The 23,081-nt window shown below is 71.8% G+C and carries 16 protein-coding genes and 4 tRNA genes; 14 read left to right on the top strand and 6 right to left on the bottom strand.

Annotation, left to right across the window (positions count from 1 at the left end; all coding sequences use genetic code 11):
- Positions 1–301 precede the first annotated feature (301 nt).
- The 3 genes from BL253_RS14020 (at position 302) to BL253_RS14010 (ending at position 2,563) form a co-directional block, all read left to right on the top strand.
- Complete coding sequence (locus BL253_RS14020) at positions 302–769, top strand: NfeD family protein (RefSeq protein ID WP_076817088.1); 468 nt, start codon at positions 302–304, stop codon at positions 767–769.
- Complete coding sequence (locus tag BL253_RS14015) at positions 766–1,824, top strand: SPFH domain-containing protein (protein WP_076817044.1); 1,059 nt, start codon at positions 766–768, stop codon at positions 1,822–1,824. The genes BL253_RS14020 and BL253_RS14015 overlap by 4 nt, the downstream gene beginning before the upstream one ends.
- Before the next feature lie 226 nt (positions 1,825–2,050).
- Positions 2,051–2,563, top strand: a complete 513-nt coding sequence (locus BL253_RS14010) for a DUF2231 domain-containing protein (RefSeq protein ID WP_076817042.1) — start codon at positions 2,051–2,053, stop codon at positions 2,561–2,563.
- A gap of 405 nt (positions 2,564–2,968) precedes the next feature.
- On the opposite strand, the gene treZ is transcribed toward BL253_RS14010, so the two are convergent.
- Positions 2,969–4,882, bottom strand: a complete 1,914-nt coding sequence (gene treZ / locus BL253_RS14005) for a malto-oligosyltrehalose trehalohydrolase (protein ID WP_076817086.1) — start codon at positions 4,880–4,882, stop codon at positions 2,969–2,971.
- A gap of 371 nt (positions 4,883–5,253) precedes the next feature.
- On the opposite strand from treZ, the gene BL253_RS14000 reads away from it, so the two are divergent.
- Positions 5,254–6,246, top strand: a complete 993-nt coding sequence (locus tag BL253_RS14000) for a helix-turn-helix domain-containing protein (RefSeq protein ID WP_116438855.1) — start codon at positions 5,254–5,256, stop codon at positions 6,244–6,246.
- Between the two features lie 69 nt (positions 6,247–6,315).
- Here BL253_RS14000 and treY read toward each other — a convergent pair whose 3' ends face one another.
- Together treY and glgX are read right to left on the bottom strand one after the other, a co-directional pair.
- Positions 6,316–8,862 (bottom strand): malto-oligosyltrehalose synthase, encoded by a 2,547-nt coding sequence (gene treY / locus BL253_RS13995; RefSeq protein ID WP_081438294.1) that lies wholly within the window; start codon positions 8,860–8,862, stop codon positions 6,316–6,318.
- A gap of 200 nt (positions 8,863–9,062) precedes the next feature.
- Positions 9,063–11,231: a glycogen debranching protein GlgX gene (gene glgX, locus BL253_RS13990; RefSeq protein ID WP_076817036.1), complete on the bottom strand. Its 2,169-nt coding sequence runs from the start codon at positions 11,229–11,231 to the stop codon at positions 9,063–9,065.
- A 423-nt stretch (positions 11,232–11,654) separates the two neighbouring features.
- Here glgX and BL253_RS13985 point away from each other — a divergent pair, with 423 nt between their 5' ends.
- Both BL253_RS13985 and BL253_RS13980 read left to right on the top strand, forming a co-directional pair.
- Positions 11,655–12,185 (top strand): DUF3145 domain-containing protein, encoded by a 531-nt coding sequence (locus BL253_RS13985; RefSeq protein WP_076817084.1) that lies wholly within the window; start codon positions 11,655–11,657, stop codon positions 12,183–12,185.
- A gap of 379 nt (positions 12,186–12,564) precedes the next feature.
- On the top strand, positions 12,565–12,858 hold the full coding sequence (locus BL253_RS13980; RefSeq protein WP_007519529.1) for a DUF4193 domain-containing protein: 294 nt from the start codon (positions 12,565–12,567) through the stop codon (positions 12,856–12,858).
- A 132-nt stretch (positions 12,859–12,990) separates the two neighbouring features.
- On the opposite strand, the gene BL253_RS13975 is transcribed toward BL253_RS13980, so the two are convergent.
- On the bottom strand, positions 12,991–13,608 hold the full coding sequence (locus BL253_RS13975) for an isochorismatase family protein (protein WP_076817035.1): 618 nt from the start codon (positions 13,606–13,608) through the stop codon (positions 12,991–12,993).
- A gap of 72 nt (positions 13,609–13,680) precedes the next feature.
- On the opposite strand from BL253_RS13975, the gene BL253_RS13970 reads away from it, so the two are divergent.
- The 5 genes from BL253_RS13970 to BL253_RS13950 all read left to right on the top strand — a co-directional run bounded on the left by BL253_RS13970 (position 13,681) and on the right by BL253_RS13950 (position 16,313).
- Positions 13,681–14,493: a DUF3097 domain-containing protein gene (locus BL253_RS13970; protein WP_076817033.1), complete on the top strand. Its 813-nt coding sequence runs from the start codon at positions 13,681–13,683 to the stop codon at positions 14,491–14,493.
- 229 nt (positions 14,494–14,722) lie between these two features.
- On the top strand, positions 14,723–15,637 hold the full coding sequence (locus BL253_RS13965) for an N-acetylmuramoyl-L-alanine amidase (protein ID WP_241834774.1): 915 nt from the start codon (positions 14,723–14,725) through the stop codon (positions 15,635–15,637).
- 386 nt (positions 15,638–16,023) lie between these two features.
- Positions 16,024–16,096, top strand: a tRNA-Gly gene (locus BL253_RS13960).
- 44 nt (positions 16,097–16,140) lie between these two features.
- Positions 16,141–16,212 (top strand) — tRNA-Cys (locus BL253_RS13955).
- A gap of 29 nt (positions 16,213–16,241) precedes the next feature.
- Positions 16,242–16,313: transfer RNA gene (locus tag BL253_RS13950), tRNA-Val, on the top strand.
- A gap of 693 nt (positions 16,314–17,006) precedes the next feature.
- Here BL253_RS13950 and BL253_RS13945 read toward each other — a convergent pair.
- Entirely contained in the window at positions 17,007–17,438 is a 432-nt protein-coding gene (locus tag BL253_RS13945) for an SsgA family sporulation/cell division regulator (protein WP_007520135.1), read from the bottom strand.
- Positions 17,439–18,042: 604 nt separating this feature from the next.
- On the opposite strand from BL253_RS13945, the gene BL253_RS13940 reads away from it, so the two are divergent.
- Both BL253_RS13940 and BL253_RS13935 read left to right on the top strand, forming a co-directional pair.
- Positions 18,043–18,114 (top strand) — tRNA-Val (locus tag BL253_RS13940).
- Positions 18,115–19,012: 898 nt separating this feature from the next.
- Entirely contained in the window at positions 19,013–19,582 is a 570-nt protein-coding gene (locus BL253_RS13935; protein ID WP_076817029.1) for an HIT family protein, read from the top strand.
- A 62-nt stretch (positions 19,583–19,644) separates the two neighbouring features.
- On the opposite strand, the gene BL253_RS13930 is transcribed toward BL253_RS13935, so the two are convergent.
- Positions 19,645–21,762 carry an elongation factor G-like protein EF-G2 gene (locus tag BL253_RS13930; RefSeq protein WP_076817028.1) on the bottom strand — a complete coding sequence of 706 codons (2,118 nt, stop codon included), beginning with the start codon at positions 21,760–21,762 and terminating at the stop codon, positions 19,645–19,647.
- 466 nt (positions 21,763–22,228) lie between these two features.
- Between BL253_RS13930 and pgsA the strand changes: the two genes are divergently transcribed.
- Positions 22,229–23,062 carry a phosphatidylinositol phosphate synthase gene (pgsA, locus tag BL253_RS13925; protein ID WP_420801659.1) on the top strand — a complete coding sequence of 278 codons (834 nt, stop codon included), beginning with the start codon at positions 22,229–22,231 and terminating at the stop codon, positions 23,060–23,062.
- Positions 23,063–23,081: the final 19 nt, after the last annotated feature.

Genomic DNA, 23,081 nt, shown 5'->3' with positions numbered 1-23,081 from the left:
ACAGTTCCTTTGTCGGGAATGGGTGGCTGGCGTGCCCCCGGGTGCGGCGGGTGCCGCCAGATCGTGGGACCGCCGGGCGGGCGGCGAACCGCCTGGTGACGGGGAGAGCCCGTGGTCAACGGTACCCAATCCGGTCCGTCGGCCGGCCCGAGCGGCCGGAGCCACGCCTGGGGCGCGGTGACCCCGACCGGTGATCTCCGCGTGAAGGCCTTTCGCGAAGGCCGAATCGGCTGATTCTCTGTTTGTCGGGCGGCCGACATTGCCGAGCCGAAAATCGCATGATCGGGCCTACGATGGAGTGGTGCCGGCCGAGGTTGTCTGGTTCGTGGTCGCGGGGGCGCTCGCGGTCGGTGAGCTGCTCACCGGCGGTCTCTACCTGCTCATGCTGGCGGGCGCGGCCCTCGTCTCCGCGCTGGTGGCGCTCCTCGGCGGCGACACGGCCTGGCAGGTCGTGGCGTTCGTCGTCGCGTCCGGCGGTCTGACGTTCGGGCTGCGGCCCATCGCCCGCCGCCACCTCATGGACACCCCGCTCACCACCACCGGCACGGACGCGCTGATCGGCGTCGAGGGCGTCGTCCTCGAGCGGGTCGACCGCGACGACGGCCGGGTGAAGATCAGGGGCGAGGTCTGGTCGGCACGGGCCTACCCGGAGGACGCCGTGCTCGTCGTCGGCAGCCGGGTGCGGGTGCTGCGCATCGACGGGGCGACCGCCGTCGTCCACCAGGAGGAGATCCCGGGGCCAGAGGCTCCACGAGGGGAATTGGCATGAGCGGTGGACTGATCGCGGCGCTCGTTCTGGCGTTCGTCGCGCTGATCTTCGTCGTCCGAGCGATCAAGATCGTCCCGCAGGCTCGCGCGATGGTCGTCGAGCGGCTCGGCCGTTACAACCGCACTCTCGTGCCGGGGCTGGCGCTGGTACTGCCGTTCGTCGACCGGATCCGGGAGCGCATCGACCTGCGCGAGCAGGTCGTCGCCTTCCCGCCCCAGCCGGTGATCACGGAGGACAACCTGGTCGTCGGCATCGACACGGTCCTGTACTTCCAGGTCACCGACCCTCGCGCCGCCACCTACGAGATCGCCAACTTCATCCAGGCGATCGAGCAGCTCACCGTCACCACGCTGCGCAACGTCATCGGCGGCCTGCACCTGGAGGCCGCGCTCACCTCGCGGGATCAGATCAACACCCAGCTGCGCGGCGTGCTCGACGAGGCGACCGGCAAGTGGGGCATCCGGGTCAACCGTGTGGAGATCAAGGCCATCGAGCCGCCGCGTTCCGTGCAGGAGGCGATGGAGAAGCAGATGCGCGCCGAGCGGGACCGTCGCGCCGCGATCCTCGGCGCCGAGGGCATCCGGCAGAGCGAGATCCTGCGCGCCGAGGGCGAGAAGCAGGCGGCGATCCTGCGGGCCGAGGGTGACCAGCAGGCGCAGATCCTGCGGGCCGACGGCGAGGCGAAGGCGATCGCGACCGTGTTCGCCGCCATCCACGCGGGTGACGCGGATCAGAAGCTGCTCGCCTACAAGTACCTGCAGACCCTCCCGGAGATCGCCCAGGGGCAGGCGAGCAAGCTGTGGATCGTCCCCAGCGAGCTGACCACCGCGCTCGGCAACGGCTTCGGCGAGCTGAGCGGCCTGCTCGGCAGGCCGTCGCCACCCGCGCCGCCGCCAGGCCCGGCGGCGCCCGAAGGCCCGGCTACGGCGGCGCCCCAGCGGTCCATCGGGCGGCTGGTCGACGTCAACGACCCGCACGCCACCCCGCGCCCCGACACCCAGCTCCCGGGATCGCCGGGCGCCGCCCCCGGGCCGGGCCCCCTGCCCGCCCCGTAACCGACGTCCCGGGGCCGTGACGGCCCCGTGACCTGTGGAGCCGTGGCGCGGCGTGCCGGCGGCGGGCAGCACGGACGAAGTAGTAAGCAGGCTGCTAAGGCGGCGGGTTTCTCAGGACATCTTCAGACGGCGTGGGCAGGGTCTGAGGTGATCTCCGTCTCGGCCGGCGCGCCGCGGCGGGCGGTCCACCACCTTCCTGTCCACCCTGCCACATCGGGAGGCCGCGTTGCCCGCTACCGTTTCCGGGCTTCCCACCCATGCCCTCATCATCCACGCCACGGTCGCGCTCGTGCCGCTGGCCGCGGTGCTGCTCGTCCTCGTCGCGCTGTGGCCCCGGCTGCGGCGCGCGCTCGGGCCGCTGCCCGCGATCGGGGCCGCCGTCGCGCTCATCCTGGTGCCGATCACCACGTCGACCGGGGACAAGCTGAAGGACCAGCTTGGCGTCGACAATCCACTGGTCAACCGGCATGCCGAGCTGGGGGAGCAGCTGCTGCCGTGGGTGGCGGCGCTGTTCGTCGCCGCGCTGGTACTGCTGTTCGCCGACGGCTGGCGCCCCACCGCCTGGGCGACGCCAGCTGCCGCCTCGGGGGCAGGCACGGCGACCGCGTCCCGGATGCGGATCGTCACGATCGTCGTCTCGGTGATCGTGATCGCTCTCGCCGTGGTGACGGTCGTCGAGGTGATCCGGATCGGCCACGCCGGCGCGGAGGCCGTCTGGCAGGGCGTGGGCTCCAGCTAGCGGCTGACCGGATGCCGGCCCGCGGCTCGTGGCCGCGTTCTCTCTCGGGATCTTTCGGGCGCCCGCAGGCGTGGGAGCGGTGCCGGCTGGGCACGTCTGACGATGGTCACGGTCAGGCCGCGGGCCTTGGCGGCCCGGCCGGCAGACCTGACGGACGGTGACAGAAGCCTCGCCGAACCGGCGGGCGGGGCGGATTTTCCGACGGCGGGCAGGGCGGCGACGATAGGGCCATGGCGACGTACGTGATTCTGCTGGTAGTGGTCCTGCTGTTCGCGCTGAGCCTGCTCGGGCTGCTGTACTTCGTGCTCCGCCGCGCCGAGAGCCCCGAGGAGAGCACCCGGCCGCGCTAGGCCGAGGGCCGCCGGCCCGGTGCAGGGCCGGCGGCCGGTTCGCGGCCGCGGAGCGTCACGCGAGCCGGCGGGGCAGCAACCGGGCGATCACCACCGACTCGCCGTCGGTCTCGACGCTGTCCGGCTGGTAGACGAACCCGGGGGTCGACGCCGCCAGCACGTCGAGCACGACTCCGCCCGGCCCGGGCAGGTCCGTGTCGTCGCCGGCCGGACCCGTCGGGTCGACGGGGATCGACTGCCGCGTCCCCGAGAGGTTGCACACCACCGCGACCTCGGCCGGCGGGCCGCCCCGGTACAGCACGAACCACCGGGCCTGCTCGTCGTAGGCGCAGCGCACGCCGTCCCAGGACGGGTCGGCGAGGTCCTCGACCGCGCGGCGCAGCCCGATCAGGCGCCGGTGCCAGTCGAGCAGGCCCCGGTGCGGCTCGGCCACCGGCTGTGACCAGTCCAGCTTCGAGCCGGTGAACGTGGCCTCGGCCTGTGGATCGGGCACATCGGCCGGGTTCCAGCCATGGGTGGCGAACTCGGCCCGCCGGCCGTCGCGGACCGCCTGGGCGAGCCAGTCCGCCTCGTGGTCGGTGAAGTAGGCCCATGGGGTGGTCGCGCCCCACTCCTCGCCCATGAACAGCATCGGCGTGAACGGCCCGGCCAGCAGCAGCGCGGCGCCGACCCGCAGCAGACCGTCGGACAGCGTMGCCGCCGCCCGGTCGCCGATGGCACGGTTGCCGACCTGGTCGTGGTCCTGCAGGAAGGTGACCAGCCGGGACGCCGGCACCGACGACGGGATCTTCCTCCCATGGGCGCGGCCCCGGAACGTCGAGTACGTCCCGTCGTGCACGAAACCGCCCTCGAAGGCCTTCGCGAGCGTCGCCAGCGAGCCGAAGTCGCCGTAGTAGCCCTGCCGCTCGCCGGACAGCGCCGTCCACAGGGCGTGGTGGATGTCGTCGGCCCACTGCCCGTCCATCCCGTGGCCGCCGGTCTCGACCGAGGCGATCATTCGCGGGTCGTTGAGATCGGACTCGGCGACGAGGAACAGCGGCCGTCGCTGGTGCGCGCCGAGGCGGCGGACCGCGGTCGAGAGTTCCTCAAGGATGTGCATCGCCCGGCTGTCGCGCAGCGCGTGCACCGCGTCCACCCGCAGCCCGTCGCAGTGGTAGTCCCGCAGCCAGCCGAGCGCGTTGTCGAGGATGAAGGCCCGTACCTCGTCGGAGCCGGCGTCGTCGAGGTTGACCGCCGTGCCCCACGGGGTGGCGTACCGATCGGTGAAGTAGGGGCCGAACCGGCCGAGGTAGTTCCCATCCGGTCCGAGGTGGTTGTAGACGACGTCCATGACCACGCCGAGGCCGCGGGCGTGGGCGGCGTCGACGAACCGCCGCAGGCCGTCTGGCCCGCCGTACGGGTCGTGGACGGCGAAGAGGCCGACGCCGTCGTAGCCCCAGCCGTGCTGGCCGGGAAAGGCGTTCACCGGCAGCAGTTCGACGGCGTCCACGCCGAGGTCCACGAGATGGTCGAGCCGGCCGATGGCCGCGTCGAACGTGCCTTCCGGAGTGAACGTACCGACGTGTAGCTCGTAGAGCACGCTTCCGGCGAGCGGCACGCCCCGCCAGTTGTGGTCCRTCCAGGCGAACCGCCCGTGGTCGACGACCCGGGAACGTCCGTGCACCCCGTACGGCTGCCATGCCGAGCGCGGGTCGGGCAGCTCGTCGGCGGTGCCGTCCAGCCGGAACGCGTAGTCGGTGCCATGCCCGGTGCCCGGCACCTCGGCAGCCCACCAGCCCCCCGGAGCCGCCGCCAGGTCGGTCACCAGGTCCGCCGTCGGCTCACCGCCGCCATCACCACTCACGTCCCCGCTGGGGCCGCTGACGGTGGCGCTGACGCCTGCGGTGCCGGCCTCGGGCGGATCGCCAGGCTCGGCGGTGACGACGACGACGGACTTCGCGAGGGGTGCCCACACCCGGAAAGTGCTCATCGCCTCTGTCATACCGCCCGAACCCCCACCCGCTAAACGCCAGACGTCACAACTACGTCGCGTGCCGCCTCGGTGGGCGACGACCAGCTGACGACCAACTGGGGTCRCTGGTCGCGGAACCTGGCCGCGGAACACGGCCTCGCCATCGCCGTGCGGGTAGTGGATGAGTGATCTCCCACCAACTCGTCCAGACGCTACGCCACCACACCCGTCGCCCCGGACGACCACCTGACGCGATCATGCGCCCACGTTGCCAGCCGACAACTTCGCCTCAGCCTGGGCGTTTAACGCACGGTGAAGTCAGCCGCGGCCGAGRTGTATGCCAAAGAGGGCGATTCTGTCGCAGGCGCACATATCGGTAGGTATCGTCCGTGCCCGTGGACACGCAACCGAGCGAAGCTGTCACGAACAGTAGCTCGCGAGGCGACCCCAGCCTCGCCCTGAGCACGGCCGAGTYCATCGCCGTCCTGGCCCGCTTCCGGGTCGCCGAAGGGGACAGTTACAAGAGCCTCGAGGTCCGAACCAACATCCCGAGCAGTACCCTGTATGACACTCTCAGCGGGCGGCGGAAGCCACGCCCCGAGGTGGTCGAACGGCTCGTACGTCTCTATGCGCGTGACGAGGAGCAGTCCGCCGAATGGCTCCGGGCGTGGACGTCGCTGCTGCTCGCCGAGCATTTCCCCGCCGATGACGGGCAGGACGACCTGGCCGACGGTGAGGGAGCGCCGCCCGGCCCACCGCCCCCCGTCCGTGAAGATGGGCAGCAGGCCGAATCCTTCACGCCGTCGCCATCCTTGACGCCGTCATCTTTGACGCCGTCATCCTCCGCGCCATCGGTCGCCCCGGTCGTGCTCCCGCCCCGGCGTCCATATCGCCGGTCCGTCCTGCTTGTCCCGGTCGTCTTTCTCGTCGTGGCCGGGCTGGTGGCCGGTTTCCTTGTCCTCTACAGCCGCGGCGGCAGGACGGACCGGCGGCCGGCGACGACCAACGCCTCCACGGAGCCGACATCCGGGTCCACCATCACGATCACGGTGTTCAACATCGAGGAGGCCTGCCGTTCGCAGCGCGTTCTCGAGTGCTCGCTCGGGCTGTCCCGTGATCCCTGGCAGCGGTCGAGTCCGCAGAATGTCGCTGGCCGGGTCTGGCACGGCGACCGGCTGGACGCGGACTGTGTGGTCTCCGACGGCCGGTTGATCACCGACGAGGTCGGGATGTCGTCCCATCGCTGGTACCGCGTAAGGGTTCCCGGCAGCGAGGTCCGTGGCTGGCTGCCGGGAGTCCGGACGCGCAACACCCAGGAGGTGCCGGACTGCGGCGCCCCGAACAGGCAGCCGCGGCCCGCGCTGCCCACCGCTGGCGGATGACCATCCGCGGGCGGCGGTCATCGCCGCACGCTCACCGCCGCGACTGGGGCTGGTGGGGCCGGGATCGGCTCAGGGGACGCGGATGAGCATGGTGACGGGGAAGTCGCGCAGGAGGCGCAGGACGTAGGCGGTGCCGCCGTCGTGGCGGCGGCCGGTGAGGACGTCGAGCCAGCGGCCGTCGGGCAGGGTGAGGGTGGTGTCGCGCCAGCCACCGCCGCGGCGCAGGCCCAGCACCAGTCGGGGCACCACGGTCACCACCGACTCGGCCCTGGTGAACGCCACCAGGTGCTCGGCCGCGGAGCCTGACGCCCACAGGGGCCGGTAGGACGACCCCGGCCCGAACCACTCGGGGTGCTCACGGCGCACCCGCAGCGCCCGGGAGACCACCAGCAGCTTGGCGGCGCCGGTGTCGTCCAGCGCCGGTGGGCGGCGCTGGACCAGCGGGTCGGTGCCGAGCTCGCCGAGCAGCTTGGTGCGCTCCCCGAAGTTCACCGGCCGGCGGTTGTCCGGATCGGTCAACGAGTGGTCCCACAGCTCCTGGCCCTGGTAGACATCCGGAATGCCTGGCGCGGTGAGCTGCAGCAGCCGGGCGGCCAGCGAGTTCTGCCGGCCGAGCTCGACGATCGTGGAGACGTAGTTCTCCAGCGCGGCGACGAAGTCCGGGTCCTCGAGGGCGGCGTCGACGTAGGTGGTGAGCGCGTTCTCGTACGCCGAATCCTGGTCGGTCCACGAGGTGTGCGTCTTGGCCTCGCGGACCGCCTTGAGCATGTACTCGCGGACCCGCTCGGCGGAGATCGGCCAGGCGCCGACCAGCGTCTGGATCAGGTGGTAGACGGTGACCRGGTCCGGCCAGCCGCGCTCGGCGTCGGTGTGCCGGTAGCCGAGCCGGCCGAGCTGGCGGACCACGTCCGCCCAGCCGCGCGGGTCCTCCGAGAGCACCGCCAGGCGCGCCCGCACGTCCTCCGAGCGCTTGGTGTCGTGGGTGGACAGCGTCGTCATCGTCAGCGGCCAGGTCCGCGCCGTCGTGACGTTGGCCTCGTGGAACTCGTGGACGGCGCTGCGCGGGTGGCCGGGCGGGAAGGCCGGGTAGGCGCCCGGGTCGCCGCCGACCTCGTTGAGCGCGACCAGCTGGCCGAACCGGTAGAACGCGGTGTCCTCGACGCCCTTGGCCATCACCGGGCCGCAGGTCTGCTGGAAGCGGACCACGAACTCCGCCGGGCCGCCGAGCGCCAGGTCCTCGATCAGGTCGATCTCGGTGGCGCGGCGCGGGAGCCGGCGGCGTGCCTCCTCGCAGGCCCGGACGACGTGTGAGCGGGCCTCCAGCGACGGGGTGCCGTCGGGGCGGGCGTAGGCGCGGTAGACGCCGAAGCCGGCGAGCACCTCGCGCAGCGCCTCGCGCAGGCCGGTGCGAGTCAGGTCGGCGCGGTCCCGGCGGGCCTCGGTGAGCGCGAGCGCCGTCAGCCGGTCCAGCTCGGGGCGCAGCACGTTGTCGAGCACGTCCAGCTTGGCCTGGTGCGCGGTGTGCGCCCAGTCGGGCGCCTCGCCGGAGACCTCGGCGTAGAGCGCCGCCAGCGGGCGGGCGGCGTGCGGGTCGAGGAAGAGCCGGGTGATCCTGTTCAGCGCCTCGTAGCCGGTGGTGCCGTCACAGGCCCACGCCTCGGACAGCGACTCGTCGCCCTCGAGGATCTTCTCGACGACCGTCCACACCCCGCCGGTCGCGTCCGAGAGCCGGCGCAGGTACTCCTCCGGGTCGGCGAGGCCGTCGGGATGGTCGATGCGCAGCCCCTCGACGGTGCCGCCGCGGACCAGGTCGATGAGGAGGCGGTGGGTGGCGGCGAAGACGTCGGGGTCCTCCTGGCGCAGCGCCGGGAGCGTCGTGATGTCGAAGAACCGCCGGTAGTTGAGCTCCGTGCCGGCGGTGCGCCACCAGCACAGCCGGTAGTACTGGGCGTCGAGCGTGCCGGCCAGGTCGTCCGGGTCGGCGGTGCCGGGAGCGACCGGGAGGACGTGGTCGTAGTAGGTGATCACCCAGTCGTCGCCGTCGGTGTCGTCGTCGGCGCGCCCGTCGCCGAACCCGGTGAGGTCCCCGGCACCGGTCTCCGCGGCGTCGGCGGTCCTGACCAGGGCGATCTCGCCGGCCTCGAGGCAGTCGTGCAGCGGCTGGCCGAGCAGCGGCATCAGCACCTTGCCCGGGTTGTCCGTCGACGCCCAGTCGATGTCGAACCAGCCGGCGTACGGGGAGTCGGGCCCCTCGCGCAGCACCGACCACCAGACGGGGTTCGCGGTCTGCGGGGTCGGGATGGCCATGTGGTTGGGCACCACGTCGACGACGAGGCCCAGCCCCGCCCGCCGGCAGGCGGCGGTGAGCCGGCGCAGCCCGCCGACGCCGCCGAGCTCCGGGCTGATCCGGCCGTGCTCGACGACGTCGTAGCCGTGCATCGAGCCGGGCGCCGCCTCCAGGACCGGCGACAGGTACAGGTGCGAGGCGCCGAGCGCCGCCAGGTACGGCACGATCACCGCGGCGTCGGTGAAGTTGAACTCCAGGTGCAGCTGGAGCCGGTAGGTCGACGTCGGCACGACCCGGGTGCGCTCGTCGCCCATCGCGCCGTCATTCATCGAGACCTCCCGCCCATCCGCCCGCGGCGGCCAGTCTGGTGGCATGGGCCCGCGTCAGGTGGGGTGAGCCGCCGAGGCGCCTGRCCGGGCGCCGGTCGGCATGGGGCCGAGTTGGCCGGGGTCCCCGCCGATTCGCCACACCGACCCCGAGAGGGCAGCGCATGACCGACCGCGTGGCTCGGGCGAATCGGCGGGGGGCTTCAGTCGGCACGGCGCAGGACGAGGGTCGAGCGGGCGTCGAGGGGGATCGCGTCGCCGGCCTTGATCAGGTGGGGCTCGGAGGCGGCGCGGGTGTCGACGACGATCTCCCAGCTGGATCCGAGCTCCGCCGGTGGCGCCTGGAAACTGACCGTCTCGTGATGGGCGTTGAAGAACATCAGGAACGAGGTGTCGACGACCGGCTCGCCGCGTTCGTCCGGGTCGGGAATGCCGTGGCCGTTGAGGAACACGGCCAGCGACCGTGCCGTGCCGGACTCCCAGTCGTGGTCGRACATCTCGCCGCCGTCCGGGCGCAGCCACACKATGTCCTTCAGGGGGACGCCGTCGTCCTTCTGGGCCGTGCTGTCCTTCGAGGCAGTGCCGTCCTCGTACTCGCCCTCGCCCGTGCCCCGGATCGGGGCGCCGTGGAAGAACCGGCGGCGGCGGAACACGGGGTGTTCACGGCGCAGCCGCGACACCTCGGCGGTGAACCGCTCCAGGTCGGTGTCCCGGGCCGCCGGCGACCAGTCCAGCCAGCTCGTCTCGTTGTCCTGGCAGTAGCCGTTGTTGTTGCCGTCCTGGGTGCGGCCCATCTCGTCGCCGGCGACGAGCATGGGCACCCCCTGGGACAGGAACAGCGTTGTGAGCAGGTTACGGGCCTGCGACCCGCGCAGTGCGAGCACCGCCGCGTCGTCCGTCGGCCCTTCCACCCCGCAGTTCCACGACCGGTTGTCGTCGGAGCCGTCCCGGTTCTCCTCGCCGTTCGCGTCGTTGTGCTTGCCGTTGTAGGAGACCAGGTCGGCAAGCGTGAAACCGTCGTGCGCGGTGACGAAGTTGATCGAGGCGATCGGGCGGCGGCCGTTGAACTGGTAGAGGTCGCTGGAGCCGGTCAGCCGGGAGGCGAACTCGGCGATGCCGTGGTCGGYGCCGCGCCAGAAGTCGCGGACGGTGTCCCGGTACTTGCCGTTCCACTCGGTCCACAGCGGGGGGAAGTTGCCGACCTGGTAGCCACCCTCACCGACGTCCCACGGCTCGGCGATCAGCTTCACCTGGGAGACGACCGGGTCCTGCTGCACCAGGTCGAAGAAGCTCGACAGGCGGTCCACGTCGTAGAACTCGCGGGCGAGCGTCGCGGCGAGGTCGAACCGGAAACCGTCGACGTGCATATCCGTCGCCCAGTAGCGCAGCGAGTCCATGATCAGCTGGAGCACGTGCGGGTGGCGGACGTRCATCGTGTTGCCGGTGCCCGTGTAGTCCCTGTAGTACCGCGGGTCGTCCTCCATGAGCCGGTAGTAGGCCCCGTTGTCGATGCCGCGGAAGCAGAGCATCGGCCCGAGGTGGTTGCCCTCGGCGGTGTGGTTGTAGACGACGTCGAGGATCACCTCGATCCCGGCGTTGTGCAGGTCCCTGACCATGCCCTTGAACTCCTGCACCTGCTGGCCGAGGCCACCGGACGCGGAGTAGGCGTTGTGCGGGGCGAGGAAGGCGATCGAGTTGTAGCCCCAGTAGTTGCGCAGCYCCTGGCGTACCAGGTGCTCGTCGTRCACGAACTGGTGTACCGGCATGAGCTCGACGGCGGTGACGCCGAGCTTCTGGTAGTGCTCGATCATGAGCGGGTGGGCGACACCGGCGTAGGTGCCGCGATAGCCGTCGGGCAGATCGGGGTGGCGCATGGTCAGGCCACGGACGTGCGCCTCGTAGATGACCGTCTTCTCGTACGGGGTGCGCGGCGGCCGGTCGCCGTTCCAGTCGAAGAACGGGCTGATCACCACCGACTTCATCACGTGCGGCGCCGAGTCCGTGGAGTTGAGGCTGTCCGGTTCACCGAAGGTGTAGCCGAAGCACGCCTGGTCCCAGTCGATCTCACCGTCGACGGCCTTGGCGTACGGGTCGAGCAGCAGCTTGTTCGGGTTGCAGCGCACACCGTGGGYCGGATCGTGCGGGCCGTGGACCCGGTAGCCATAGCGCTGTCCCGGGCCGACTCCTGGCAGGTAGCCATGCCAGACGAAGGCGTCCTTCTCGCGGAGCTCAACCCGCCGTTCGGAGCCCGCCTCGTCGAACAGGCACAACTCGACCCTCTCGGCCACTTCGGAGAAGATCGCGAAGTTGGTGCCGGATCCGTCATATGTGGCGCCCAGGGGATAAGGGTGGCCAGGCCAGACCTGCGACATACCCGCGAAGCCTACGGAATCTACCCCCTCATGGGTCCGGTGCCCGTCCGCGCGCCTGGTGTTCCGTGGACGGAGAAGCCTGCGAGGCCGCCTGGGCGAGCGGGATCGCCCAGGCGGGGAACCCGACCGGTACCAACGGCGACCAGCGTGTCGTGGCGCACGGGGCCGTCCGGGCGGAAGCGGGTCGAAGCCGGCCCGCCACGGACTGATGCGCTGCGACACCGCCCGGACACGCGCCGGAGACCTGGACGACACCTCGCCTGGACTGTCACCCGGATCGCGGGTGAGATAACTCGTTTGGGTGGCGAAACCGGTGGTCCGCGACCCCCGCGACATGGCACGATCGTCCGGTACACGGAACAGGCCACCACTGACGAGACGCAAGGGGAAGGCGTTCCTCGTCGACGGAGGTACTCCGTGGTCATGTCGTCAGCTCATGGGCTGTCATCCAGCTCGACATCGAACGTGGTGCCGGGCATGTTGTCGGTGCTTGCCTGCCCGCCGGCGCTGTGCCCGCACCTGGAGTTCGCCGTGTCCGCTGCTCTGTCGGCGACGGTGTCACTCACCTGGTCGCCGCAGCCTGCCCGGCCGGGCCACCTCTACGCCGGGCTGGAATGGCGGGGTGCCCCGGCGACCGCCGGCCGGCTCGCGACCCGGCTGCGCCGCCTCGGTCACGTCTCCTTCGAGGTCGTCGAGGGCCCGTCACCCGGCTGTGACGCGGAGCGCTACTCCTACACCCCCGAACTCGGCCTGCACCGGGCCGGCATCGCCGCCAACGGCGACGTCGTCATCGGCGAGGCCGCGCTGCGCGCCCTGCTGGAGCGGGGCGAGGGCCGCGACACCCTCGCCCGCGGGCTGCACCGGCTGCTCGGCACCGACTGGGACGACGTGCTCGAGCCGCTGCGCCGCGGCGGCCACGGAGCCCCCGTGACCTGGCTGCGCCGCACCGGCTAAGGCGTTCCCCGTTGTCGGCGGGATGACAGCGGGGCCACATGGCGTCCGACTGGGCCGGTGCGGCGTCGGGGTCGGTGGGTGAGGTGCGTACATTGCTCGCCAGAACGACGTCAGCTTGCCCTGGTCGGGCTTAGTGCTGGCGTAGGTTCAGCTGACACCGGGGGCCATCGAGCGCTTGGCGGCGTCGCGGCCGTGGGCCGCACGACCACGCTGCGCGGTGACCCGGTCGTATCGTGTGGCGAAGGCCACAGGAAAGTCCTGGGCTCAGCCTGGGCACATTGCCAGACAGTCGTGCGTTGTGGGTTGGGCACGAGGAGCGCAACCTACGGAATCGGCTTCGCCGATTTCGCAGGGACCCTGACCATCTGGGAGAAATCAAGTGGCCACCGACTACGACACCCCCCGTACCGCGGATCTCGAGGATGCCCCCGAGCAGAGCCTGGAGGCCCTTAAGGCGCGGCGGGCGGACGCGGCGGCCGACCTCGGTGATGAAGTCGACCCGTTCGAGACCGAGCTCGACCTGCCCGGAGCTGACCTGTCCGGCGAGGAGCTGAACCTGCGGGTACTGCCTCGCCAGGCTGACGAGTTCACCTGCACCAGCTGCTACCTGGTTCACCATCGCAGCCAGCTGGTAGACGCTCGTCGCATGATCTGCCGGGACTGCGCCGCGTAAGACGATCCGCCCGTAAGGCACGGAAACCGCACGTCCATACCGCGCAGGCCCGGTCGCCGGGGCTCCGAGGTCCATCCCGATCGGTGAAGCCGATCGGGAGGTCCACGCCCCCGGCCCGGGACCCGCGCCCGGCTAAGAGATGACGTCTGACCTCGCTGGCGGGGCACTGTCCACCCGGACGCCCGCGGCGCGCAGCTCGGCGACGGCGCGTTCGTCGTCGCCTGGCTGGAGGTTGACGAACCGGGTGAGCTCGAGCGGGACGACGACGTCCAGCCCGAGACGCCTGGCGTCCAGGGCTGTCTCCTTGACGCAGTGGTCGCCGGCGAGACCGACGACCACCACCTGGCCGCAGCCGGCCGCCATGAGCCGGTCACCAAGCACGGTCGACGTCCGCACGCCCGACCTGGGATCGCGCACCGAGAACCCCGAGTAGCCGTCGGTACCGTCGACACCCTTGCGGATCACCTCACCGGTGACCCGCGCATCGGCGTGGAACTCGGCGCCGGCCGTCCCGGCCACGCAGTGCGGCGGCCAGACGCCTCCGGACGTCACGAAATGCGGCGTGACCTCAGGGTGCCAGTCCTGCGTCCAGAAGACCGGCGAGCCGGCCGCGGTCGCGCTCTCGGCCTGCGCGTTCACCGCGTCGACGATCTCCTCGCCGCCGTGGACGTAGAGGCTGCCTTCCCTCGTCGCGAAGTCGTTCTGCAGATCGACGACGATCAATGCCACCCCGGGGCCATACGTCGTCATCGGCGTGTTCCTCCCGTGCCGCCCGGTGTGCCCGCGTGGGGCCACTCGTGCTGTGATCCTAGGGTGTCGGGTATGCGTAGCCGCGACTATGGCCGGGACGTCCTGGCTCCGTCCGCGAAGAAGGCGCCGGCAGCCATACCCGTTGTCGAGGCCGAGCCGGACCTCGTCGTCGAGGACGCGGCGAGCGGTTTCTGCGGCGCCGTCGTCGGCCTGGACGCCACCGGGGTGACGCTGGAGGACCGGTTCGGCGTCCGCCGGCTCTTCCCGCTCGAGGACGGGGCGTTTCTGCTGGAGGGCCGGCGGGTCACGCTGGCCCGGCCGCGAAGGGCCGTGCCCGCGGGTCCCGGGCGGACCGCGTCCGGCTCGATCGCGGTGCCGAACGCGCCGGCGCGGGTCGCCAGGGCCGGCCGGATCTACGTCGAGGGCCTGCACGACGCGGCGCTCGTCGAGCGGGTCTGGGGCGACGACCTGAGGGTCGAGGGCGTCGTCGTGGAACCCCTCGACGGAGTGGACGAGCTGCCGGCGATCGTGGCCGCGTTCCGGCCGGGTGCCGGGCGCCGGCTGGGGGTGCTCGTCGACCACCTGGTCGCCGGCTCAAAGGAAAGCCGGATCGCGGCATCTGTCACAGGCGAGCACATCCTGGTGACGGGCCATCCCTACGTTGACATCTGGCAGGCGGTGAAGCCCGCCTCCGTCGGCATCCAGGCCTGGCCCGAGGTGCCGCGCGGGCAGCCTTGGAAGGAAGGCGTGTGTCGCGCGCTCGGCGTGCGCGAACCCGCCGAGATGTGGCGGCGCGTGCTGGCGTCCGTGGACAGCTACAGCGACCTCGAGGTGGGTCTGCTACGCGCCGTCGAGGAGCTCATTGACTTTGTCACCACCGGCTGATTCCTCCCCGTCCGCGAGCCGGCCGCCGTCCGCGAGCCGGCCGCCGCCCGCGGGCGGCGGCCGCCAGGCGGGCGGCCGCCGCCCGACCGGCGCCCGCGCGGCGCCCGCGCGGTGGTCGCGGCCGCGGCAGGCGGTCGGGGGGCGCCGGAGAGGGCTGTCCCAACGGAACCAGCGCAGTCATGCGCTCGCGGGACGGTCGCCGCTCGCGGGTAGGGGAGTGCCGCGGCCCGTGCTGGCGCTGACGGCGGCCGTGGTGCTGCTCCTGGCGGCACTGGTGGCCGTGCTGGTGGGCGGCGCCGCTGGCGGGGGCCCCTCGGCGGGGCACGCCGCCGTCAACGGGGCGGCGGGCGCGAGCGGGGCCGGCGATGTGCCGGCCCCGGCGCTGCCGGATGGGGTCCCGTCGGCGACGGCGGTCCCCAGCCCGGCGGTTCCCAGCTCGGAGGCCCCAGGCGCGGTGCCGCCGGGCGACGACCTGCGCGGGCGCGCGATCGTGCTCGACCCGGGGCACGACGGCGGCAACGGCGCGGCCTCGGCGCAGATCGACCGCAAGGTCGACGCCGGCGGCTTCCTGAAGGAGTGCGACACCGTCGGCGCGAGCACCGACGCGGGCTACCCGGAGCACGCCTTCACGTGGGACGTGGCGAACCGGGCGGCCCAGCTGCTGCGCGGCCGCGGCGCCACCGTCGTGCTGACGAGGAACAACGACACCGGCGTCGGCCCGTGCGTCGACGCGCGTGCCCGGGCCAGCGCCGACGCGCACGCCGACGCCGCTGTCTCCATCCACGCCGACGGCGGCCCGGCGGACGGCTTCGGATTCCACGTCATCGCCCCGGACCGCGCGCCCGACAGTGTGAACGCCGGCATCCTGGTCGCCTCCGGGCGGCTGGCGACCCAGTTGCGCGACGCCTTCGCCTCCTCGACCGGCCAGGCGCCAGCCAACTACCTGCCCACCCACCAGGGCATCGTCGACCGGTCCGATCTGGGCGGGCTGAACCTCTCGACGGTCCCCAAGGTGTTCGTCGAGTGCGCCAACATGCGCAACCCGGCCGACGCGGCGCGCGTCAGCGACCCCGCCTGGCGCCAGCGAGCCGCCGACGGCATCGCCTCCGGCATCGCCCGCTACCTCACCGCGCCGGCGAGTTAGCGCTGTCCCGCGACCGGACAGCGCTGATGCGCCACCACCACCGATGGCTGGGGCGCGTTTGCTGGGTGCCTGAGGCCTGAGGGCGGGTGGAGACGGGCGGGCGCGCCGCTCCGAGCGGGGAAGATGCCTCACCCGGGTACCCACGACAGACCGATGACGCGGGGTATCGCGCAACATCTGGACGACGGTTGCGCGCTGTTCGACGATCGGGCCCAGCGTCCGCTAGAGTTCCTCTTGCACCCGACGGGGGCGGCAAAGGCAGGCAAACCGGGGCAACCCGGGCCTTCTGCTAGACTCCGGAGGGCGGCGAACCTACCGGCCGCCGATCGAGATCGTGAGACGCGGTCACGGCGACAGGATCTGGATCCTGTAAGGTAGGCAAGCACGCGGACGTGGCTCAGTTGGTAGAGCATCACCTTGCCAAGGTGAGGGTCGCGGGTTCGAATCCCGTCGTCCGCTCGGAAGTAGCGAGGTCACGAGGTCACGCCCATAAGGCCTCCTCCGGCGGAGTGGCCGAGTGGCTTAGGCAAGGGCCTGCAAAGCCCTGTACGCGGGTTCGATTCCCGCCTCCGCCTCGCACTTACACGGGTGTAAAAACCCTTTCGGGCGATTAGCTCAGTGGGAGAGCGCTACCTTGACACGGTAGAGGCCACTGGTTCAATCCCAGTATCGCCCACGAGCCGGAATTCGGCTGCTTGCCAACCTTTGGTTGGCTTCGCCGCCGGCCGCGATGTCTGCCCAGGGGGGCGCCCCCCTGGAACGTCTGCCCAGGGGGGCGACCCCCTGGAACCCCCGTGTCAGGGGGCTTCACCCCCCGACACCCCCGGCCGCTCGCGCTTCGCGCGTTGCGGCCTTTCTTTTTCTTGCGTTGCGTTGTTCGGGATGTACGGTGCCGGACTGTCGGGCTTGTGGACGATGCTTCGGCCCTTGGTGGGTTCCGGCCCTTTGGTGGGCGTTTTGGTCGCTCTGTTGTGGGCTGCCGGGCTTGCCGGGCTTGCCGGGCGTGGTGCGGTGGGTCGGTGGGGCTTGCGGGGTTTGGCTTGGTGAGGGAGGGCTGTCGGCCCGGGGCCCGGCGTCTCGATGAGCCTGGATGTGTGGGCGGTGGGGCGCCTGAAAGTGGTGGGTCGGGCCGGATGCCGCCGGAGGTGGGGCGACTGGCCGGGTGGTCGTGGGGGAGCGGTCGGCGGCGCTGGCCGCGGCCTGGGCGCGGCGCCGTGTCCGCGCGGGGTGGTGACCAACCGGACTGTGGGGCGAAAAAACCCGTCCGGTGGAGGGTCCCACCGGACGGGCCTGGCGATATGTCGTTCGCCGGACGGTGCCCGCACCGGAATTCGCGGGTCGGGCCCTGATGGCGCCCGACCCGGGTGCATCACCGGTCGGGGCCACCCCAGATAAGGAGAGCCAGCTCGGCGTCGAGGTCGATCACGTCGCTCTCACTGCCGAGAGGGACGGCCGCGTAGGTGCGGCGTAGGAACGCCAACACCTCTGAGCGGGGCATCTCGAACAGGGCGTGCCCTGATGGGCTCGACAGCGACAGGCAGACGATCCTGCCGCCCGACTGCGCCGCGGGCCAGACTTGGACGTCCCCGTCGCCGGCCGGGCGACGGACACCGTCGCTCAGGAGCTGCCGGGCGAAGGTCCACTCGACAACCTCGTCCGCTCCGGTGCGGAACCCGATGCTGACCGCATATGGGTCGTCAGGCTCATACCGGACTGTCGCGGCGACTGGGACCGGGGCACCCCCTGGCACGACGAGCCGGAGGGCGAGTTCTGCGGTGATCGAATCGTGACGAATAGTCATCGGGCGGCCTCTCAGCGGTGCGGTGGTGCGGGCGAGCACCCGTGTAACGAGATAGTTCCCACTCTGCGTCTCGTAGGAAACAAGGTTATGCCAAGACAACATCTGTTACGACGGTTCGGGCGAGTTGCCCGTCCGGGGAGCCCTGGATCCCAGGGATCCRCTTCGCGGATCTCGAGGGAGGCGCCCACATCCGTCAGGTCCCCGTCGCGGGGGGCCCGGCGTCGGTCCGAGCCACCGGGAGGCGGCGTCGGTCCTCGTTGCGAACCCCCACCGGGAACCTCCCGGACACGGACCCCACTGCCGTGGCCGTGCCCCGACATCGTTCCCCGCGGGGCGGTCCTCAACCACGGCGAGTGCCGACCAACGCCCACAGGACCCCCAGTGGCCGAACATCAGCCAGACATGGGACGGACATGCCCCGGACGCGGAGCTCGACCCGTGCGGAGCCCATGCGGCACGCCGTTTCGTCCCTCCCATCGGGTTGTGTAAGCTGAGGCCCGCAGCCAGTCGATCGAGAGACTGATCGGCGGAGTGCTTGATCGACGGATGACCGGTCGGAATCGCCCGACCATCCACCCAGAGATCGAGTCCGGCTGCGCCTAGCGGGCGTATAGCTCAGGGGTAGAGCGCTGCCTTCACACGGCAGAGGTCCGTGGTTCGAAACCACGTACGCCCACGAGCCGGGATTCGGCTGCTTGCCGCTTTTGGCGGCTTCGCCTCCGGCCGCAATGTCTGCCCAGGGGGACGACCCCCTGGAACCCCCGTGTCAGGGGCTCCGCCCCCGACACCCCCGGGCCGCTCGCGCTTCGCGCGTTGCGGCCTTTCTCGTTTCTTACGGGGCCATGGGTTGGCGCGTCGCGGTGGGCTGCCGGGCCTGTGTGGTGCTGGTGGGATGCGTCGCCTTGGCCGCAGTCTCTCAAGGCACTGGCCGGGGATGAGGCCTTGGCTTTCGTGCTTGCGCGGTCATCGTGGGGTGCGTCGCCTTCGGCTTCCGGCGTTGTACGGCGATGTTTGGGGGCGTCGCCTTGGGGTGCCGGACCTGTATGGCGTTGTTTGGGGGCGTCGCGAGGGAGCTCTGGGCTTGCGCGGCGGTGGGTGAGTGCGTTGTGAGGCGGGGCTTTGGAGGGAATCAGGGGTGAGATTTCCTTTGCTTCCCGTTTGCTCGGGGACTTGGTCGCGCTTGGGCGGCCGGGGGTCATGAGTCTCCTCGGGTCGGGTGTCGGTCCGAGTCTGGACGGTGGCCGAGTTGGTGGCCACTGATCGACTGGCGCTATGCCCCGGTCTGGGCGGAGCGGGGGGCGGGTCACCCTGGGCGGGACGGCGGCAGGCCGGGCGTCACCCTGATGGGGGCGGCTGCCGGCGGGTGGGCAGCTCGGCCTGGATGGGCGGTGGGACGGCCGGGGCGGATCCGGGAGTGGTGCCGGTACGTCGTCGGGACGTCGTCGCGGTGCGCGACCGGCTGCCCGGCGGGCAGGTGGACGGGATTCGGGCCGGGCTGGTGGGGCCAGTGGGGCTGGTACGGTCGGGAGCGCGGTGCGGGATGGCAGGGGATGTGAGGTAGGCGGTTGAGCGGGATGGCGGACGGCTCGACGCCGAGCGGGATCTGGCTGGATGAGCAGGCGGGCGTCGGGATGCCGGACGCGTTCCGGCGGCTGTACACGCCGCACCGGATGGCCTACATCAAGGGCGAGGGACGGTYGGACAGCGACGGCTGCCCGTTCTGCCTGATTCCGGCGATGACCGACCAGGACGGGCTCGTGGTGGCCCGCGGCGCGGTGGTCTACGCGGTGCTCAACCTCTACCCGTACAACGCTGGGCATCTGATGGTGGTCCCGTACCGGCACGTGGCCGACTACGCCGACCTCACGCCGGACGAGACGACCGAGATGGCGTTCTTCATGCAGCGGGCGCTGCGCGCGCTACGGCTGGCCAGTGGGGCGCACGGGTTCAACACGGGGATGAACCTCGGGTCGGTCGCCGGCGCGGGGATCGCGGCGCATGTGCACCAGCACGTGGTGCCGCGCTGGGGTGGGGACACGAACTTCATGCCGGTGATCGGGGGCACCAGGGTGCTGCCCGCGCTGCTGGGCGAGACCAGGACGCTGATCGCCGATGCCTGGGAGAAGACCACCGACGAGGGCTGACGACGGCATGAGTCCGTCGTCCGCTCCGGTCGAGGCGGGGTGCCTCGACCGGAGCGGAACGGTTAGGTGGCGCGGTCGCGGATCATCGTGGACGCCACGTGGTCGGGCATGGGCTCGTAGCGAGCCGCGCAGCGGGTGAAGGTGCCGGTGCCCTGGGTGAGGGAACGCAGCTCGATGGCGTAGCGGATCATCTCCAGCTCGGGGACCTCCGCCCTGATGACGGTGCGACCGACGTCGCCCGCGCCCAGGGGCTCCATGCCGATCACGCGGCCGCGGCGGCCGGAGAGGTCACCCATGACCGCACCCACATGCTCGTCGGGCACGAGGACGGAGACCTCCAGGATCGGCTCGAGCAGCGCCACCCCGGCCTTCGCGGCGGCGTCGCGAAGGGCGAGGCCGCCGGCGATCTGGAACGCCATGTCGGACGAGTCGACGCTGTGCGCCTTGCCGTCGACGAGGCGGACCCGGATGTCGACCATCGGGCAGCCGGTGGCGACACCCCTGGCCATCTGGGCGACGATGCCCTTCTCCACGGACGGGATGAACGAGCGAGGGACCGCGCCGCCGACGATCTCGTCTACGAACTGGAGGCCCGAGCCGGCGGGGAGGGGCTCCGCCTCGATCTGGCAGATCGCGTACTGGCCGTGCCCGCCGGACTGCTTGACGTGCCGGCCGAGGCCGTGCGCCGCGCCACGCAGGGACTCGCGCAGCGCGATCTTCGGCTCGCCGCGGTCGACGTCGACGCCGTACCGGCTCGCGAGCCGGTCGAGCAGCACGTCGACGTGCGCCTCGCCCATGCACCACAGCAGCAACTGCCCGGTCTCGGTGTCGGTCCGAACGGTCACCGTCGGGTCCTCGGCCGCCAGGCGCGCGAGCGCCCCCGGCAGCTTGTCCTCGTCGGACTTGGTACGCGCCTCGATCGCGATCGGCAGCAGCGGCTCCGGCATCGACCACGGCGCCAGCAGGCGAGGGTCGTCCCGGTCGGAGAGGGTGTCACCGGTCTCGGCGGTGCCCAGCTTCGTGACCACGCAGATGCCGCCGGCCGGGCAGGCGTCGACCGGGTGCAGCGCGGTGCCCTCGGGCAGCGACAGCCCGCCGATCTTCTCGTCGACGTCGTGGTCGGGGTGGCCGGCGGCGGCGCGGCCGTGGCCCGAGACGTGCACCGTGGCGTCGGGGCGCAGCGTGCCGGAGAAGACCCGCACGACCGACATCCGCCCGACGTAGGGGTCGGTGGTGGTGCGCACGACCTCGGCGAGCAGCGGCCCGTCCGGGTCGGCGGAGATCCCCGGGCAGTCCGATCCGTCGCAGCGGGTGAGCGGCGGCATCGGGTGTTCGGCGGGGGAGGGGAACGCGTCGACCATCATGTCGAGCAGCTCGACCGAGCCGACGGGCGGGCCGGCGCCGTTCGTGGCGCGCGCGAACGGAAGCACCGGGTGGAAGGCGCCGTGCGCGATCGCGGTCTCGGCGTCGTCGAGCAGCATCTTGGGGTCGAGCTCCTCACCGCCGAGGTAGCGGTCGAGCAGGCCCTCGTCCTCGCTCTCGGCGATGATGCCCTCGATCAGCGCGCCCCGGGCCGCCTCGAAGGCGCCGTTGAGCCCGCTGGGTTCGTCGATCTCGTGCCGGCCACCGCGGCCGTACTCGACGACGCGGCCGGTGAGCAGCCCGACCAGGCGGGCCTCCGCACCGGCCTGGGGGGCGCCGTCGGGCAGGAAGACGGGCAGGACGCCGGTGCCGAAGGCGTCCTGGCAGGCGGCGACGGCGGCGGTGAAGTCGGCCCTCGGGTGGTCGAGGCGGGTGACGACGACGGCGCGCGGCATGTTCACGTCCGAGCACTCGGCCCACAGCGCCCTGGTGGCGCCGTCGATGCCGTCGACCGCGCTGACGATGAACAGCGCGGCGTCGGCGGCGCGCAGCCCGGCGCGCAGCTCGCCGACGAAGTCGGGATAGCCGGGGGTGTCCAGCAGGTTGATCGTCATGTTCCGGTGGCGCAACGCGGACAGCGTGAGGCTGATCCCGCGGGTCGAACGGTGCTCGCCGTCCCCGTGGCGGGCCTGCTCGCGGCTCTGCCCGGCGCTCGGGGCGCCGGTCACGGTGAGCAGGTCCTCGACCAGCGCGGTCTTTCCCGCGCCAGTGTGTCCTACGAGGACGACGTTGCGGACATTAGCCGCGGCAGACGGCATCTCGGCCTCCGTTCGGTCCAGCCGAACGCCCCTGGTTTTCTGACGGCCGGGGCCTCCACGCGCGCGGCTACGCCATGATCGCGCGCCCTTTGGCCTTCTTATCGCGCCAAGAGCCGATGTTCCGGGGGTCTGGGTTCCAGGGGGCGGGGGCCGCCGCGCGCGGAAGGAAAGAGCATGTTCGTTCGCGCCTCCTTTGGCCTCCTGCGCTCGGACGGGTGCTGACGTCGTCGCCCAGCCTGCGCTCATGTGACCTAAAGCACAAGACCAGGTGAACTCCAAGTTAGTTCCCCGCAACACCCCGTGTGGCACCAAGTGCTGGCGTCCCGTACGCGGGACCATGGTCACCTCAGGTGCCGCCCGTCGGCCCGGACCCGGCCAAGCCGTACCAGTCCGGGCACTCCTTGCCCAGACCGGCGACCGCCGTAGGGTGAACTCGCGCGAATGACACGGCGCCGGACACGACGGGATGGACATGCTCGCTAGCAAGGCGCGGCCGCAGATCAACCGGCTGCTGGAGCCGTTCAGCCGATGGGCGGCCAGGACGTCTCTCTCCCCGGACCTGGTGACGATCATCGGCACGGTCGGAGTGGTCGGCGGCGCGCTCGGCTTCTTTACCCGGGGCGTGTTCTTCCTCGGCACCATCGTGATCACGCTGTTCGTGTTCTCGGATCTCATCGACGGCACGATCGCGCGGGCCCGCGGGATCTCGTCGAAGTGGGGCGCCTTCCTCGACTCCACCTCCGACCGGCTGGGCGACGGCGCGGTCTTCGGCTCCCTGGTGCTCTGGTACGCGGGCGACGGCGACTCGCTGCCGCTGGCCGGGGCGGCGCTGATCAGCCTGGTCGCGGCCGCCGTGACGTCCTATGTCAAGGCGCGGGCGGAAAGCCTCGGTTTCACCTGCGACGTCGGCCTCGCCGAGCGTGGCGAGCGGCTGCTCGTCCTGCTCGTCGCCTCTGGTCTCTACGGCCTGGGCGTGCCGTACCTGCTGCCGATCGCGCTGTGGGTGCTCGCCGCGGCGACCGTCGTCACGGTCATCCAGCGGATCTGGCACGTGTACCGGCAGTTCCAGCGTTCCGGCGGCGCGGGCGCCGCCGCGGCGGTCCCGGCGGCAGCGGGCGCCGCCGCCCCGCCGGCTGGCGAGCCTTCGGCTGCCCCGCCCTCGGCCAACGGGGCGGCGGCCGACGGGGCGCCCGCCCACGGGGCTCCGGCCGATCGGACCGCCGGCCCGGTGGGCTCGAGGGCCGTGGTCGGCGCGGTCGTCGGCGTCGAGGCGGCCGGTCCGGTCACCTCGGCCGGCTGACCCGGGGGCCGCGCGTCCC

The sequence above is a fragment of the Pseudofrankia asymbiotica genome, assembly GCF_001983105.1.
GTDB lineage: Bacteria > Actinomycetota > Actinomycetes > Frankiales > Frankiaceae > Pseudofrankia > Pseudofrankia asymbiotica.
Note: the sequence above shows the minus strand (reverse complement) of the source record. Positions and strands in the feature narration are given on the sequence as shown.